We start from the raw sequence: 13,589 nt of genomic DNA on the forward strand, positions 1-13,589 counted from the left end.
GGATACGTCCGACGTGCAGTTCCGCCAACAGGCCCTCGCCAAACTCCAGTCGCCGGAGGAGCTCGACCTGCCGGTGCGTTTCGCCCGCCCGCAGGGCTGGCTGGTGCTCTCCGTGACCGTGGTCGCCATGACCGCCGCGTCCGTGTGGGCGGTGGGCGGCTCGGTGGCCTCCACGGTGAGCGCGCCCGCCGTCCTCACCCACGGCCAGGGCAGTTACCTCCTGCAGAGCCCCGTCTCCGGCCAGGTCACCGCGGTCCTCGCCCGCCAGGGGCAGCGGCTGCCCGCCGACGCCCCCGTACTGAAGGTGCGTACGAGCGAGGGTGAGACCGTGGTCCGCACGATCGACGCGGGGCGGGTCAGCGCGCTCGCCGCCACGGTCGGGCAGATCATCCAGACCGGCGCGAACGTCGCCGCCGTCGAGAAGGTCGCCCACGCCGACGACCCCCTTTACGCCACCGTCTACGTCCCCGCCGAGAACGCCGCCGCCATCCCCGCGCACGCCTCCGTCGACCTGACCGTCCAGTCGGTGCCGGCCCAGCAGTACGGCGTGCTGCACGGAGAGGTGAAGTCGGTGGACCGCTCGGCGCAGTCGGCGCAGTCCATCGCCGCGTTCCTCGGCGACAGCCAGCTCGGCGAGCAGTTCACCAAGGAGGGCAGGCCGGTGGCCGTGACGGTCCGGTTGGACACCTCGAAGTCCACGAAGAGCGGCTACGAGTGGTCGTCCGCGGACGGTCCCCCGTTCGAACTCACCTCCATGACCATGGCCACCGGTTCGATCCGGCTGGCCGACGAGCGCCCCGTCGATTGGCTGCTGCCGTGAGCACCGCACAGGAGACCCGGGGCAGACGCCGCGCCGCCCCGCCGAAGCGCACAACGCCCAGCGCGCGGACGAAGACGGTGCGCACGCCGACCGTGCTCCAGATGGAGGCCGTGGAGTGCGGTGCCGCCTCGCTCGCGATGGTCCTCGCCCACTACGGCCGGCACGTCCCGCTGGAGGAGCTGCGCATCGCCTGCGGCGTCTCCCGCGACGGATCACGCGCCAGCAATCTGCTGAAGGCGGCCCGCGGTTACGGCTTCACCGCCAAGGGCATGCAGATGGACCTGGCCGCGCTCGCCGAGGTGACGGCACCGGCCATCCTGTTCTGGGAGTTCAACCACTACGTCGTCTACGACGGCATGGGGCGCCGCTTCGGCCGCCGCGGAGTGTTCATCAACGACCCCGGCAAGGGCCGCCGTTTCGTGGCCCTGGAGGAGTTCGACGGCTCCTTCACCGGCGTCGTACTGACCATGGAGCCCGGCGAGGACTTCACCCGGGGCGGCCGCAAGCCGGGCGTGCTCGGCGCGATGCCGGCCCGGCTGCGCGGCACCGCGGGCACGCTCCCCGCCGCCCTGCTGGCGAGCCTGCTGCTGGTGGCCGTCGGCGCGGCGGTGCCCGCGCTGAGCCGCACCTACATCGACATGTTCCTCATCGGCGGGCAGACCTCGCTGCTCGGCGTGCTGTTCGCGTCGATGGGCGCCTGCGTACTGCTCACCGTCGTGCTGACCTGGCTCCAGCAGGCGAACCTGCTGCACGGCCGCATCATCTCCTCCACCCTCTCCAGCGCCCGCTTCCTGCGCCACCTGCTGCGGCTGCCGGTGACGTTCTTCTCCCAGCGCAGCCCGGCCGACCTGGTGCAGCGCCTCCAGTCGAACGACGCCGTCGCCGAGACCCTGGCCCGCGACCTCGCGGCGGCGGGCGTGGACGCGATCGTGGTCGTCCTGTACGCCGTGCTGCTGTACACGTACGACCCCCAGCTCACCTTCGTCGGGATCGGCGTGGCGCTGCTGAACATCCTCGCGATGCGGGTCGTCATCCGGCTGCGCGCGACCCGTACGGCGAAGCTGCGGGCGGACACCGCGCGGCTGACCAACACCGCGTACACCGGCCTCCAGCTGATCGAGACGATGAAGGCGACCGGCGGTGAGGACGGCTACTTCCGCAAGTGGGCGGGGCAGCACGCCACCACCCTGGAGGAGCAGCAGCGGCTCGGGGTGCCGAGCGCCTGGCTGGGCGTGGTCGCGCCGACGCTGGCGACGCTCAACAGCGGGCTGATCCTGTGGATCGGCGGCATGCGGGCCGTCGAGGGCCACATCTCGGTCGGTCTGCTGGTCGCCTTCCAGGCGCTGGTGGTCCGCTTCACGGCTCCGCTGACCCGGCTGAACGGAGTCGCGGGCCGCATCCAGGACTTCGCGGCCGACGTGGCCCGGCTCAAGGACGTGGAGAACTTCCGCACCGACCCGCTGTACGACCGGCCGGGCGGCACCGACTCCACCCGGCGGCTGCACGGCCACGTCGAGCTGCAGAACGTCTCCTTCGGCTACAACCCCCTCGACAAGCCCCTGCTCACCGGCTTCGACCTGACCGTCGGACCCGGGCAGCAGATGGCGCTGGTCGGCGGGTCGGGCAGCGGCAAGTCCACGGTGTCCCGGCTGATCTCCGGCCTGTACGCCCCGTGGGACGGCGTCATCCGCATCGACGGTCAGCGGCTGGAGGACATCCCGCGCGGAGCGCTGGCGTCCTCCGTGTCCTTCGTCGACCAGGACGTGTTCCTCTTCGAGGGCACCGTGCGTGACAACGTGGCGCTGTGGGACCCGTCGGTCCCCGACGACGCAGTGGTGGAGGCGCTCAAGGACGCGGCCCTCCACGACGTGGTGATGCGCCGGCCGGGCGGCATCCACAGCCGGGTCGAGCAGGACGGCCGCAACTTCTCCGGCGGGCAGCGCCAGCGCCTGGAGATCGCGCGGGCCCTGGTGCGCCGGCCGAGCATCCTCGTCCTCGACGAGGTGACCAGCGCCCTGGACGCGGAGACCGAGCTGGTGGTCATGGACAACCTGCGCCGGCGAGGCTGCGCCTGTGTGGTGATCGCGCACCGGCTCAGCACCGTCCGGGACAGCGACGAGATCGTCGTGCTCCAGCACGGCACGGTCGTGGAGCGGGGCCGGCACGAGGAGCTGGTGGCGCACGGTGGCGCCTACGCGGCCCTGGTCAGGGAGCGTTGAGATGACGACCGTGTACGAAGGCCAGGGCGATCTCGTCCTCGGGGCGCTCGGCTCGCTGGGCACCCGCCTCGACTGCGCCGGGTTCGGCCGCCTGGACCTGGAGGGGCCGCAGGTGCTGTGGCTGGTGGCGTCCGGCGCGGTGGACCTGTTCGCGGTGGATGCCGAGGAGCAGGGCCAGTGGCACCACCTGGGCCGGCTGGAGGCGGGCTCGGTGCTGCTCGGGCCGGTCACCGGGCCCCAGCACACGCTGGTCGCCCGTCCGTTGCGGGACTGCGTGGTGCACCGCATCGGGCTGCGCGAGCTGTACCAGCCCGCGAGCACCCAGACCTGGTCGTACGACGAGTACGGCCACCCGCAGTACGTACCGCCGCAGACGAGCCCCTTGGAGTACGCCCTCGCCCTGGGGGTCGGCCGCAGTCTGACCGTCCTGTTCCAGGCTCCGATGGCCACCGAGCGGGCCGCGGCACCCACGGACGACGACGTGTTCTGGATGCAGGTGCCGCCGGGCAGCGTGCAGTACGGGGCGGCGTACGGCGCCGAGGCGGCCGCCGACCTGCTGATGGACCCCGCGCTGTGGCAGAGCATGGTCGACCAGCAGTACCGGCTGCTGACCACGCTGGACCGCTGGATCGAGCAGCTGGAGCGGACGCACGAGACCCGCACGGCGGCCGGCATCAAGGCCGGTGAGGCGGTGCGCGCCCAGGCCGACCGGACGCTGCTGGCCTCCATCGGCAAGCGGTCGGGACGGCGGAGTACGGCCGCCGACGCCGACGCCACGTACGCGGCCTGCAAGCTGGTCGCCCGGGCGGCCGGAATCCCGCTCGCCGAGCCCGCCCAGAACGGCACCGAGAGCGACCGGGTCGATCCGGTGGAACGGATCGCCGTCACCTCCCGCGTGCGCACCCGGACCGTGCGGCTGGACGGCCGCTGGTGGCGGGACGACGTCGGACCGCTGGTCGGTCACCGGGCCCTGTCGGGGGCGCCGGTGGCGCTGCTGTGGCGGCGCGGCGGCTACGTGGCCGTCCATCCGGCGACCGGCCGGGAGACGCCGGTGGAGAAGGCGAACGCCGAGGAGTTCGAGCCCCGTGCGGTGATGTTCTACCGGCCGCTGCCCGAACGGCGGCTCAGCCCGTTGCGGCTGCTGCGGTTCTGCCTCCAGGGCACGCGCCGTGACCTGGCCGGGCTGCTGCTCGCCGGGCTGGTGACGGTGGCGCTCGGCGCGCTGGTGCCGGTCGCGACGGGCAGGGTGCTCGGCGAGTTCGTGCCGAAGGCCCAGACGGAACTGATCGTTCAGGTGTGTCTCGCGGTGATGCTGAGCAGTGTCGTCGCGGCGGCCTTCATGCTGATGCAGAACCTCACCATCCTGCGGCTCGAGGGCCGGATCGAGGCGACCCTCCAGCCAGCCGTCTGGGACCGGCTGCTGCGGCTGCCGACGAAGTTCTTCACCGAGCGCTCCACCGGTGAACTGGCGAGCGCGGCGATGGGCATCAGCGCGATCCGCAGGCTGCTGGCGGGTGTCGGGCCGACGGTGGCCCAGTCGGTGACCGTCGGGGCGATGAACCTGGGGCTGCTGCTCTGGTACAGCGTGCCGATGGCGCTCGCCGCGATCGGCATGCTGGTGGTCGTGGCCGCGGTGTTCCTGGGGCTCGGGCTGTGGCAGGTGCGCTGGCAGCGGCGGCTGGTCCGGCTGACCAACAAGCTGAACAACCAGGCGTTCCAGACGCTGCGCGGACTGCCCAAGCTGCGGGTGGCCGCGGCCGAGAACTACGCGTACGCGGCGTGGGCGGAGCAGTTCGCGCGCAGCCGTGAGCTCCAGCAGCGGGCGGGGCGGGTCAAGAACTTGAACGCGGTGCTGGGCGCGGTGTACCTGCCGCTGTGCACCCTGCTGATGTTCATGCTGCTGGCCGGTCCCGCGCGCGGTTCGATGTCGGCGGCCGAATTCCTGACGTTCAACGCGTCGGTGACGATGCTGCTGACCTCGGTCACCCAGCTGACCGGCGCGTTCGTGTCGGCGGTGGCCGCGCTGCCGCTGTTCGAGGAGATCAGGCCGGTCCTGGACGCCACCCCCGAGGTGCGCACGGCCAGCACCCGGCCGGGGCCGCTGTCGGGGGCGATCGAGGCGCGGCGGCTGTCGTTCCGTTACACCGACGACGGTCCGCTGGTGCTGGACGACGTCTCCTTCGACGTGCGGCCGGGCGAGTTCGTCGCGGTCGTCGGCCCCAGCGGCTGCGGCAAGTCGACGCTGCTGCGGCTGCTGATCGGCTTCGACCGGCCGCTGTCGGGCAGCGTCCTGTACGACGGCCAGGACCTGGCCGCGCTCGACCAGTCGGCGGTGCGCCGGCAGTGCGGGGTGGTGCTCCAGCACGCGCAGCCGTTCACCGGTTCGATCCTGGACGTCATCTGCGGGACCGAGCCGTACACGCCGGAGGAGGCGATGGCGGCGGCGGAGATGGCGGGCCTCGCCGAGGACATCAAGCGGATGCCGATGGGCCTGCACACCATCGTCTCGGGCAGCGGCGCGGTCTCCGGGGGCCAGCGGCAGCGGCTGATGATCGCGCAGGCGCTGATCCGCCGGCCGCGCGTCCTCTTCTTCGACGAGGCGACCAGCGCCCTGGACAACGAGACGCAGCGCCGGGTGATCGAGTCGACCAAGGCGCTCAACGCCACCCGCGTGGTGATCGCGCACCGCCTGTCCACGGTGCTGGACGCCGACCGCGTGATCGTGATGGAGGACGGCAAGGTCGCCCAGCAGGGCCCGCCGGCCGAGCTGCTCGCCGACACGGGCGGCCGGCTGCACGAGCTGGTACGGCGGCAGCTGGCCTGACCGGGGCGTGAGTTTCCGGCCGTACCGGCCGGGTCGGCCCTTGGAACGGCCGGAAATGGGTACCTGCGACTTCATGCGTATCAGCGTGGTGGATGTGGGGTCGAACACGGTCCGGCTCATGGTGGCGGACGCGGAGGGCGGGGTGCCGCTGCCGGTCCACACCGCGAAGTGGCGGCTGCGGCTGTCCGAGCAGGTCAAGCCCGGTGATCCGGTCCCCGAGGAGGCCGTGGAGCGGCTTGTCGGGGCGGTCGAGGGCGCGAGCAGGACCGCGGCCCGGTGGGGAGCCGCCGGCCCGCTGGCCTTCGCGACGGCCGTGGTGCGTGCGGCACCCAACCGCCGGGAGGTGCTGTGCACCGTCCGCGACCGTACGGGCGTCGCTTTGTGCACCCTGCCGGGCGAGGTGGAGGCGGAGCTGACGTTCCTGGGGGCCCGGCGCTGGATGGGCTGGCGGTCCGGGCCCCTCGCGCTGCTCGACATAGGCGGCGGCTCGCTGGAGATCGCCTTCGGCCGCGGCCGGCTGCCCGACTTCGTCGCCTCGTTGCCGCTCGGCGCGGCCCGGCTGACCCACGAGTTCCTCGCGGGCGGCGCGGACGCGCCGGCCCCTGAGCAGGTCAGGGCGCTGCGCCGCAAGGTCCGTCATCAGCTGCGGGACGTCGCGGCGCGGATCCGCTGGGAGGGACCGCGCACCGCGGTGGCGACCTCGCGGACCTTCCAGCAGTTGGGCCGGCTGTGCGGGGCGCCGCCGGGGCGGCACGGTCCGTTCGTGGAGCGGCGGATGCTCTGCTCGGACCTGGGTGAGGCGGCCGACCGCCTCGCCGCGCTGACCGCCGACGAGCGGACCCGGCTGCCGGGCATCTCTGCGCCGCGCGCGGCGCAGAGCCTGGCCGGGGCGGTGGTCGGGCACACCGCGATGAAGCTGACCGGCCTGGAGTCGGTCACGCTCTGCCCCTGGGCGATCCGCGAGGGCGTCCTGCTCCGTCACATCGAGGACGGCCCGTCCTGGTGGGCTGAGGTCATCCGCCACAACGACGAGGCGACCGCCCCGGCCGCCCCGGTGCCCCTGCGCATCGCGGGCACGTCGAGCTGACCGCGCGGGCGGACCACGCCGGCCACGCACCGCACCGTACGGAGCGACCGCACCGTACGAGGAGACCCGACCGTACGAGGAGAGGAGACACCCGTGTCCCGCAACGGCGATTCCGACCACAAGCAGCCCGAGACCGCCATCGAGGAGGTCCTGCGCGAGATCGAGGAGGCCAGGCCCCGTGACGCCGAGGCCGAAGAGGGCCCGCGCCGGGGCGAGGCCGGGGACGCCACGTCACCGAACACCGGCGCCCAGAAGGACGCCGAGGGAGAGTGACGCGCCACCCGGCACGAGCAGGGGTGCCACGGCGCCCCGCGGGTACTCGCGACGCCATGGAGATCGACCGCGAAGGACCACTGCCGCCGACGGCCCGGGGCCCGCTCTCCGCGGCCGTCGGCGCGTATCTGCTGGGCACGGGCCCACTGCCGGCCACGAAGGCCGTGGCCGGCGCGTCGCCGTACGGCGACGACCTGCAACTGACCCTGTACCAGTGCTACGAGCTGCACTACCGGGGCTTCGCCGGCGTGTCCCCCGGCCTGGAGTGGGACCCCGACCTGTTGCGTGTCCGGGCCGCTCTGGAGGACCGCTTCCTGTCCGCGCTGCGGGCCGACACCCCGGTGCACGACAGTGTGGAGGAGGCGGTCGGGGCGCTGCTCGTCGAACCCGTCGACGGGAAGGGCGTCAGCCACTTCCTGCGGGACGAGGGCGAGTGGTGGCAGCTGCGCGAGTACGCGGCCCAGCGGTCCCTGTACCACCTCAAGGAGGCCGATCCGCACGCCTGGGTGCTGCCGCGGCTGTGGGGCAGGGCGAAGGCGGCGATGGCGGCGGTGGAGTTCGACGAGTACGGCGGCGGCCGTGCCGAGCGGGTGCACGCCCGGCTGTTCGCGGACCTGATGACGGACCTGGGCCTGGACACGACGTACGGGCGGCATCTCGACGCGGCCTCGGCCGAGTGCCTGGCCACGGTGAACATGATGTCACTGTTCGGGCTGCACCGGTCCCTGCGCGGCGCCCTGGTGGGCCATTTCGCGGCGGTCGAGATCACCTCGTCGCCCGGCTCGCGGCGACTGGCCGAGGCGATGCGCCGCACCGGGGCCGGGCCCGCGGCCGAGCACTTCTACGACGAGCACGTCGAGGCCGACGCGGTGCACGAGCAGATCGTCCGGCACGAGGTGATCGACGGCCTGCTGGAGCAGGAGCCGCACCTCGCGGGGGACGTCGCCTTCGGCATCGACGCCACCGGGTATCTGGAGGACCGCTTCGGCTCCCGGCTGCTCGCCGACTGGCGGGCCGGCCGGTCGTCCCTGCGCACGCCGCTGCCCGAGCCGTCTCGCGCGCCTTCCGGCATGTCCCATATTTCGTGACGGTCGGGGTACCTGGGTTCCGTGAATTTCATGGTGCTACCGGGCGTCTACGCCCCTCAGGAGGACACCGCCCTGCTGGCCGGGGCCCTGTCCGACGAGTCGCTCCCGCCGGGCGCGGCCGTACTCGACGTGGGGACCGGCACGGGCGCCCTGGCCCTGGCGGCGGCCCGGCGGGGCGGCCGGGTGACCGCGGTGGACGTGTCGTGGCGCGCGGTGTGCGCCGCCCGCGTGAACGCCGCGCGGGCCGGGGTGCGCGTCCGCGTCCGGCACGGCAACCTCTTCACGCCCGTACGCGGCGAGACGTTCGACCTGGTGCTGGCCAATCCGCCGTACGTGCCGACGCCCGGCGCCGGCCGTCGGCCGCGCGGTGCGGCGCGGGCCTGGGACGCGGGCCACGACGGCCGGCTCGTCCTGGACCGGATCTGCCGGGAGGTTCCCGGCCTGCTGCGTCCCGGCGGTGTGCTGCTGCTGGTGCAGTCCGCCCTCAGCGATCCGGAGCGGACCGTCGGGAATCTGCGCGAGGCCGGCCTCAAGGCGGCGGTGTCCCGGCGGCAGCGGATCGCCTTCGGTCCCGTGGTGCGCGGCCGGGAACACTGGCTGCGGCAGCGCGGGCTGCTGTCCCTGGCCGACGACGAGGAGGAGCTGGTGGTCGTCCGTGCCGAACTCCTCGTCTGACGTTCCGCGCCGGGTGAAGGTCCAGCGCCGGGGGCCGCTGCTGGTGGAGGGACCGGTGGAGGTGGAGTTGGAGGACGGGACGACTGTGTCCTCCGACCGCTTCCGGGTCGCCCTGTGCACGTGCCGGCGCAGCAGGCGCTACCCCTGGTGCGACACCAGCCACCGCGCGAGGTCGTCCGGATCCGGTGACGGGCCGACGGCGACGAAGCCCTGATTCCTAGCAGGAGCCCGGGTCTCCCGGCCCTCCGGGGAGAACGGCGGACGGCCCCACTCCGCCCGCCGCCCCCGGTGCGGGACCGCGTCCTCCCGTGCGGTGACGGCTCGCACTCCCCAGTAGCGAACCGCCGGTCACGCCGCACGGGCGGCCGGTCCCGGTCCTAGAAGGTGAAGACGCTGTCGCTGCCCGCGTTCTTCACGCACTCGTTGGCGAAGGTGCGCTCGTAGGAGACGTGCCGGCCCTGCCACACGCCGTCGACGGTGACGACGACGGGGGCGTACTCGCGGGTGCAGAAGACGCCGGGGTCTCCTCCCAGGGCGTCGAAGTCGCCGCGCGTGCCGCGCAGTTCGGCGCAGGCCGCCTCGGCCGCGGGGTGGGTTCCGGATGCCTTCGGGGCGCAGGTCAGGGTGACCGCGCGTACCGGTGCGGTGATGGCAGCGCTCTCTCCGTACCCCACGGTCAGCACGAGGACCGAGGGGGCGTAGAGCGACGCGGGGGCGGTGGCCGGGGAGGCGAGGGATGCCCCGGCGAGGGGCCCGCAGACGGCGGTGGCCGTCAGGCCCAGAGTCGCTGCCCAGCGCGCGGTGTTCCGCATTGTGTGCATCCTTCCGCTCGGGATGAGGGTGTGGCCGGCCCGACCCGGTGGGTGCCGGAACGGCGAGCGCGAGTCTGCCGAGTCCGGCACCGAAACTCACCTCGACCCCATGGATTTCGGTAACATTGCGTATTGAATCAGTGGCGCGAAGTCACGGAATTCGAACGTTCCAAGTCCGGAAGGGGCCGGTTCTTGATCGGTTCTTGAGGCATGAACTGGCCGGATGGCGTGATCCGTACGTTCGTCAATAGGCCGGAAACACCCCCGGAACATGCCCGTCACCCCTGGCGGCGGGGCCCGACATACTCGTCGGTATGGTGCTGGCGGCGCGAACTCGACGACGAGAGGCGGGACCTGGGATGGCGAAGCACTGGGCGGACTTCCAGTACGAGATCTACCTCAACGGGATGACGGGGACCGTTCCGCGCCTGCCGACGGATCTGACCCGCTTGGAGGAGCTCACCGAGCGGCGCCTGGGCCCAGGTCCCGTCGGGTACGTCGCCGGCAGCGCGGGGGACGGCAGCACCGCGCGCGCCAACCGGGCGGCTCTCGACCGGCGTCGGATCGTCCCGCGCATGCTGCGGGACGTGCACCGGCGTGATCTCGCGGTCGAGGTGCTGGGCCGCCCGCTGCCCGCCCCGCTGGCGCTCGCGCCGGTCGGCGTTCTGTCGATCATGCATCCGGACGCGGAGCCGGCCGCCGCCCGGGCCGCCGCCGCACAGGGCGTGCCCTACATCCTCTCCTCCGCCTCCAGCACGCCCATGGAGCAGGTGGCCGAGGCGATGGGCGACGGCGAGCGCTGGTTCCAGCTGTACTGGCCCAAGGACCGCGAGGTGGCCCGCAGCTTCCTGGGGCGGGCGAAGGCGGCCGGGTACCGCGCGCTGTTCGTCACACTGGACACCCCGCTGCTGTCGTGGCGCCCCCGCGATCTCGACCAGGCGTACCTGCCGTTCCTGCACGGGGTGGGCACCGCGAACTACTTCTCCGACCCTGCGTTCCGGGCGGGCCTCGCGAAGCCGGTCCACGAGGATCCGAACGCGGCGGTGATGCATTTCGTCGGCATGTTCTCCGACCCCGCGAAGTCCTGGCCGGATCTGACGTTCCTGCGGGAGAACTGGGACGGCCCGATCGTCCTCAAGGGCATCCTGCACCCGGACGACGCCCGGCTGGCCGCCGACGCCGGGATGGACGGCGTGGTGGTCTCCAACCACGGCGGCCGTCAGGTGGCCGGTTCCGTCGCTGCGGCGGACGCCCTGCCACGGGTGGTGGACGCGGTCGGCGACCGGCTCACCGTGCTGTTCGACAGCGGCGTGCGCACCGGCGACGACGTCTTCAAGGCACTGGCGCTCGGTGCCCGGTCGGTACTGCTCGGCCGCCCCTACGTCTACGGTCTGGGCCTCGACGGACAGGCCGGCGTGGAGCACGTGATCCGCTGCCTGCTCGCCGAACTCGACCTCACCCTGGCCCTGTCGGGACACGCCTCGCCGGCCACGCCAAGGTCTGCCGACCTCGTCGAGGGCCCTGTGTGACCCGTGAGGGTCCCCCGGTCGCCCCGCCCGCTCACGGGGCCGACGCCGCCCCCGCACATCGGCCCGGCCCCTCGAACGGCGGCCGGGCCGCCCTTGCGGGACACGCCCACCACGCCCCGCGCCCGGCAAGGCCCGGTGCCGTCGTCCACTGAGTCCCGTGGTGGCTGGTCACCCCCGCGTCGCGGGCAGCCGCGCACCCGGGGCGGCCCGGCGCCCCGGCGGAGTGCCCGCGACGCACCGGGCCTCGTCCGGTCCCCCTCAGTCGCCCGGCAACTCCACGGCCCGCGCGGCCGGGGTGTCGGTGCGGGCGATGGACAGGGAGCCCTCCGCCGGTACCGGGGCGGTCCGCCAGCGCTGGGCGTCGGAGCCGTCGTGCACCTTGACGACGACGTCGGTGCCGGGGGCGGTGGTGGCGGCGGCGAGGGCGAGCTGCCGCTGCCAGCGTGGCACCAGCTCGCCCTGCCCGGTGAGGTCGTAGCGCACGTGGTCGCCCCGCTCGGTGCCCTCGTCGGCGCAGGTACCGAGAATGACGACTCCGGCGTCCGCCTGCGAGTCCAGACACAGCCCCGGGTCGGCGACGCTGCGCAGCAGCCCGTCGTCCTCGTGGGTCCACTGCTGGGTCCACGCCTCGGAGCACTCCGCCAGACGGGCGCCCGCGCCGGCCCTCGGTTCGCCCCGGACGTCGAGGCAGAGGTCCGCGGCGGCGTTGCGCAGCCGCGTCCGGTCCGCCGCCGTGGGCAGCCCGGCCGCACCGGGCGGCTCGGGCCGGCTGGTCGCGGACGCCGTGCCGTCCTCCCCCACGGCGCTGGTGGAGGCGGCCGGATCGGCGCCGCCGTCGTACGACCACACGCTCACCACGAGCACGATGGCCAGCACTCCCGCCGACGCGGCACCTAACTGTCCGAGCACGGCCCGGCCGGAGCGCGTTCGGCCCGGCGGCCGGCGGACCGGGACGGGGATGCGGGTCAGCAGGCCCGGGCGTCCGCCGCGGTGCCGTGCGTTCCCCTTGGCGAGGTCGCTCAGCGTCGCCCGTCCCGGGCGGGAGTCCAGATAGCGCCGGGCGCCCCAGCCGAGCACCGCTTCGGCGATCAGCGTGCCCAGCCCGCGCTCGAAGTGACCGAGTTGTTCGGCCGCGTGCCGGCAGTGGCGGCAGTCGGCCAGATGCTTGCGGACGTCCGGCAGCAGGGCGCCGCCCCGGCGGATCGGTACGTCGAGGAGCCGGCCGTGGAAGCGGCAGTCCTGTGAGGGCGCGAGTTGCCGGTGGGCCTCCAGGCAACCCTCGCGGAATTTCGCCCGCGCTTGTTCGAGAGTGACCGACGCGCTGTCGGTATCCATGCCGAGTAGACCGGCCGGGACACTTATGTGTTCGGCTTCGACCTCCGTGTGCCAGAGCAAACAACGGGCCGGTCCGGGAAGTGACGCGAATGCCCGGGCGGCCAGCGTGCGGTTTTCCGGAGTCATGGACTTCGCCGCCCGCATGCCACGTCCGCCGGCGGGTTTGAGCAACTGCGGGAGAGCGGCGGATATCCCGTCGTCCGCGGACCACTGGCGGACCGTGTCCCGCACGGCCACCATCAGCCGCGGCCGCAGTGCCGTGGCCTGCTCGCCCTGGGCAAGCCGGTCCAGGACCCGGTGCCAGGCGGCACCGGTGACCATGTCCGTGACCTGGGCCGAGGTGGCGAGGCAGATGGTCGCGTAGTCATGGGCGGGCTGCCAGTGCCGCGCCATGAGGAGTGCGGCGGCCCGGGAGGCCTCATTCTCCGGACCGTCCCGCAGCCGCGCGGCCAGCAGTTCGTCGGACTCCCCGGGGTCCCCGCCCGAGGGCGGATGGGCGGGTCGAGGGGGGTGGGGGGTGGGCACTGAGGTCGTTCCTTCCCACGCGCGTGTGACTCAGAAGTTCCGGTCGCCGAAAAAGATCCCTGATTGGTGTATACCTTTTGGCGCGGTGTGGGGAGCGTGAATTCGCCGCGGCGAAATTCGACTGGGTAATCAACGCGCGTGCGAGACCCGGCCTTTACCCCCCGCACGGGTGCTTCACTCTGGCACAAACCACTGATGGCCAACAAGGCGACCGGACACATCGGCCCGCTTTGCAACAAGGTCAGATTCCACGGCGACTCTTACGGCTCGCGCCCGCTTTCGGAATTCTCCGTGCGCCACGTGTGGAACCCGCGCACTCACCTGTGCGCCGCGGACGCTCCCCGGCGCACGCCCGGCGTTGTGGATTGGCTGCGGCCCTTCTCGGAAGGCCCCGCGCGGGAC

The 13,589-nt window shown here is 73.1% G+C and carries 11 protein-coding genes; 9 read left to right on the forward strand and 2 right to left on the reverse strand.

Annotated elements, in window-relative coordinates:
- The first annotated feature begins 13 nt into the window (after positions 1 to 13).
- From IE142_RS09835 to IE142_RS09870, 8 genes are all read left to right on the forward strand, one after another.
- Entirely contained in the window at positions 14 to 820 is an 807-nt protein-coding gene (locus IE142_RS09835; RefSeq protein WP_191885329.1) for an HlyD family efflux transporter periplasmic adaptor subunit, read from the forward strand.
- On the forward strand, positions 817 to 3,039 hold the full coding sequence (locus IE142_RS09840; protein ID WP_191885330.1) for an NHLP family bacteriocin export ABC transporter peptidase/permease/ATPase subunit: 2,223 nt from the start codon (positions 817 to 819) through the stop codon (positions 3,037 to 3,039). Before IE142_RS09835 ends, IE142_RS09840 begins: the two co-directional genes overlap by 4 nt.
- 1 nt (position 3,040) lies before the next feature.
- Positions 3,041 to 5,863 carry an NHLP bacteriocin export ABC transporter permease/ATPase subunit gene (locus IE142_RS09845; protein ID WP_191885331.1) on the forward strand — a complete coding sequence of 941 codons (2,823 nt, stop codon included), beginning with the start codon at positions 3,041 to 3,043 and terminating at the stop codon, positions 5,861 to 5,863.
- A gap of 73 nt (positions 5,864 to 5,936) precedes the next feature.
- On the forward strand, positions 5,937 to 6,950 hold the full coding sequence (locus tag IE142_RS09850) for a Ppx/GppA family phosphatase (RefSeq protein ID WP_191885332.1): 1,014 nt from the start codon (positions 5,937 to 5,939) through the stop codon (positions 6,948 to 6,950).
- A 93-nt stretch (positions 6,951 to 7,043) separates the two neighbouring features.
- Positions 7,044 to 7,223 (forward strand): hypothetical protein, encoded by a 180-nt coding sequence (locus IE142_RS09855; RefSeq protein ID WP_100045502.1) that lies wholly within the window; start codon positions 7,044 to 7,046, stop codon positions 7,221 to 7,223.
- A gap of 56 nt (positions 7,224 to 7,279) precedes the next feature.
- Entirely contained in the window at positions 7,280 to 8,311 is a 1,032-nt protein-coding gene (locus IE142_RS09860) for an iron-containing redox enzyme family protein (RefSeq protein WP_191885333.1), read from the forward strand.
- Between the two features lie 30 nt (positions 8,312 to 8,341).
- The gene (locus IE142_RS09865) at positions 8,342 to 8,986 is read left to right on the forward strand and encodes a HemK2/MTQ2 family protein methyltransferase (protein ID WP_191885334.1); all 645 of its coding nucleotides are present in this window, start codon (positions 8,342 to 8,344) and stop codon (positions 8,984 to 8,986) included.
- Complete coding sequence (locus IE142_RS09870; protein WP_043384321.1) at positions 8,967 to 9,200, forward strand: CDGSH iron-sulfur domain-containing protein; 234 nt, start codon at positions 8,967 to 8,969, stop codon at positions 9,198 to 9,200. The genes IE142_RS09865 and IE142_RS09870 overlap by 20 nt, the downstream gene beginning before the upstream one ends.
- Positions 9,201 to 9,363: 163 nt before the next feature.
- Here the strand turns inward: IE142_RS09870 and IE142_RS09875 are convergent, their stop codons facing one another.
- Entirely contained in the window at positions 9,364 to 9,798 is a 435-nt protein-coding gene (locus IE142_RS09875) for a protease inhibitor (protein WP_191885335.1), read from the reverse strand.
- Positions 9,799 to 10,157: 359 nt separating this feature from the next.
- Between IE142_RS09875 and IE142_RS09880 the strand changes: the two genes are divergently transcribed.
- Positions 10,158 to 11,327 carry a lactate 2-monooxygenase gene (locus IE142_RS09880; protein ID WP_191885336.1) on the forward strand — a complete coding sequence of 390 codons (1,170 nt, stop codon included), beginning with the start codon at positions 10,158 to 10,160 and terminating at the stop codon, positions 11,325 to 11,327.
- A 258-nt stretch (positions 11,328 to 11,585) separates the two neighbouring features.
- On the opposite strand, the gene IE142_RS09885 is transcribed toward IE142_RS09880, so the two are convergent.
- A complete protein-coding gene (locus tag IE142_RS09885) occupies positions 11,586 to 13,187 on the reverse strand; it encodes an RICIN domain-containing protein (protein WP_191885337.1) in 1,602 nt (533 codons plus the stop codon).
- Positions 13,188 to 13,589 lie beyond the last annotated feature (402 nt).

Source organism: Streptomyces mutabilis, from assembly GCF_014649815.1.
In the GTDB taxonomy this organism is placed as follows: domain Bacteria; phylum Actinomycetota; class Actinomycetes; order Streptomycetales; family Streptomycetaceae; genus Streptomyces; species Streptomyces mutabilis.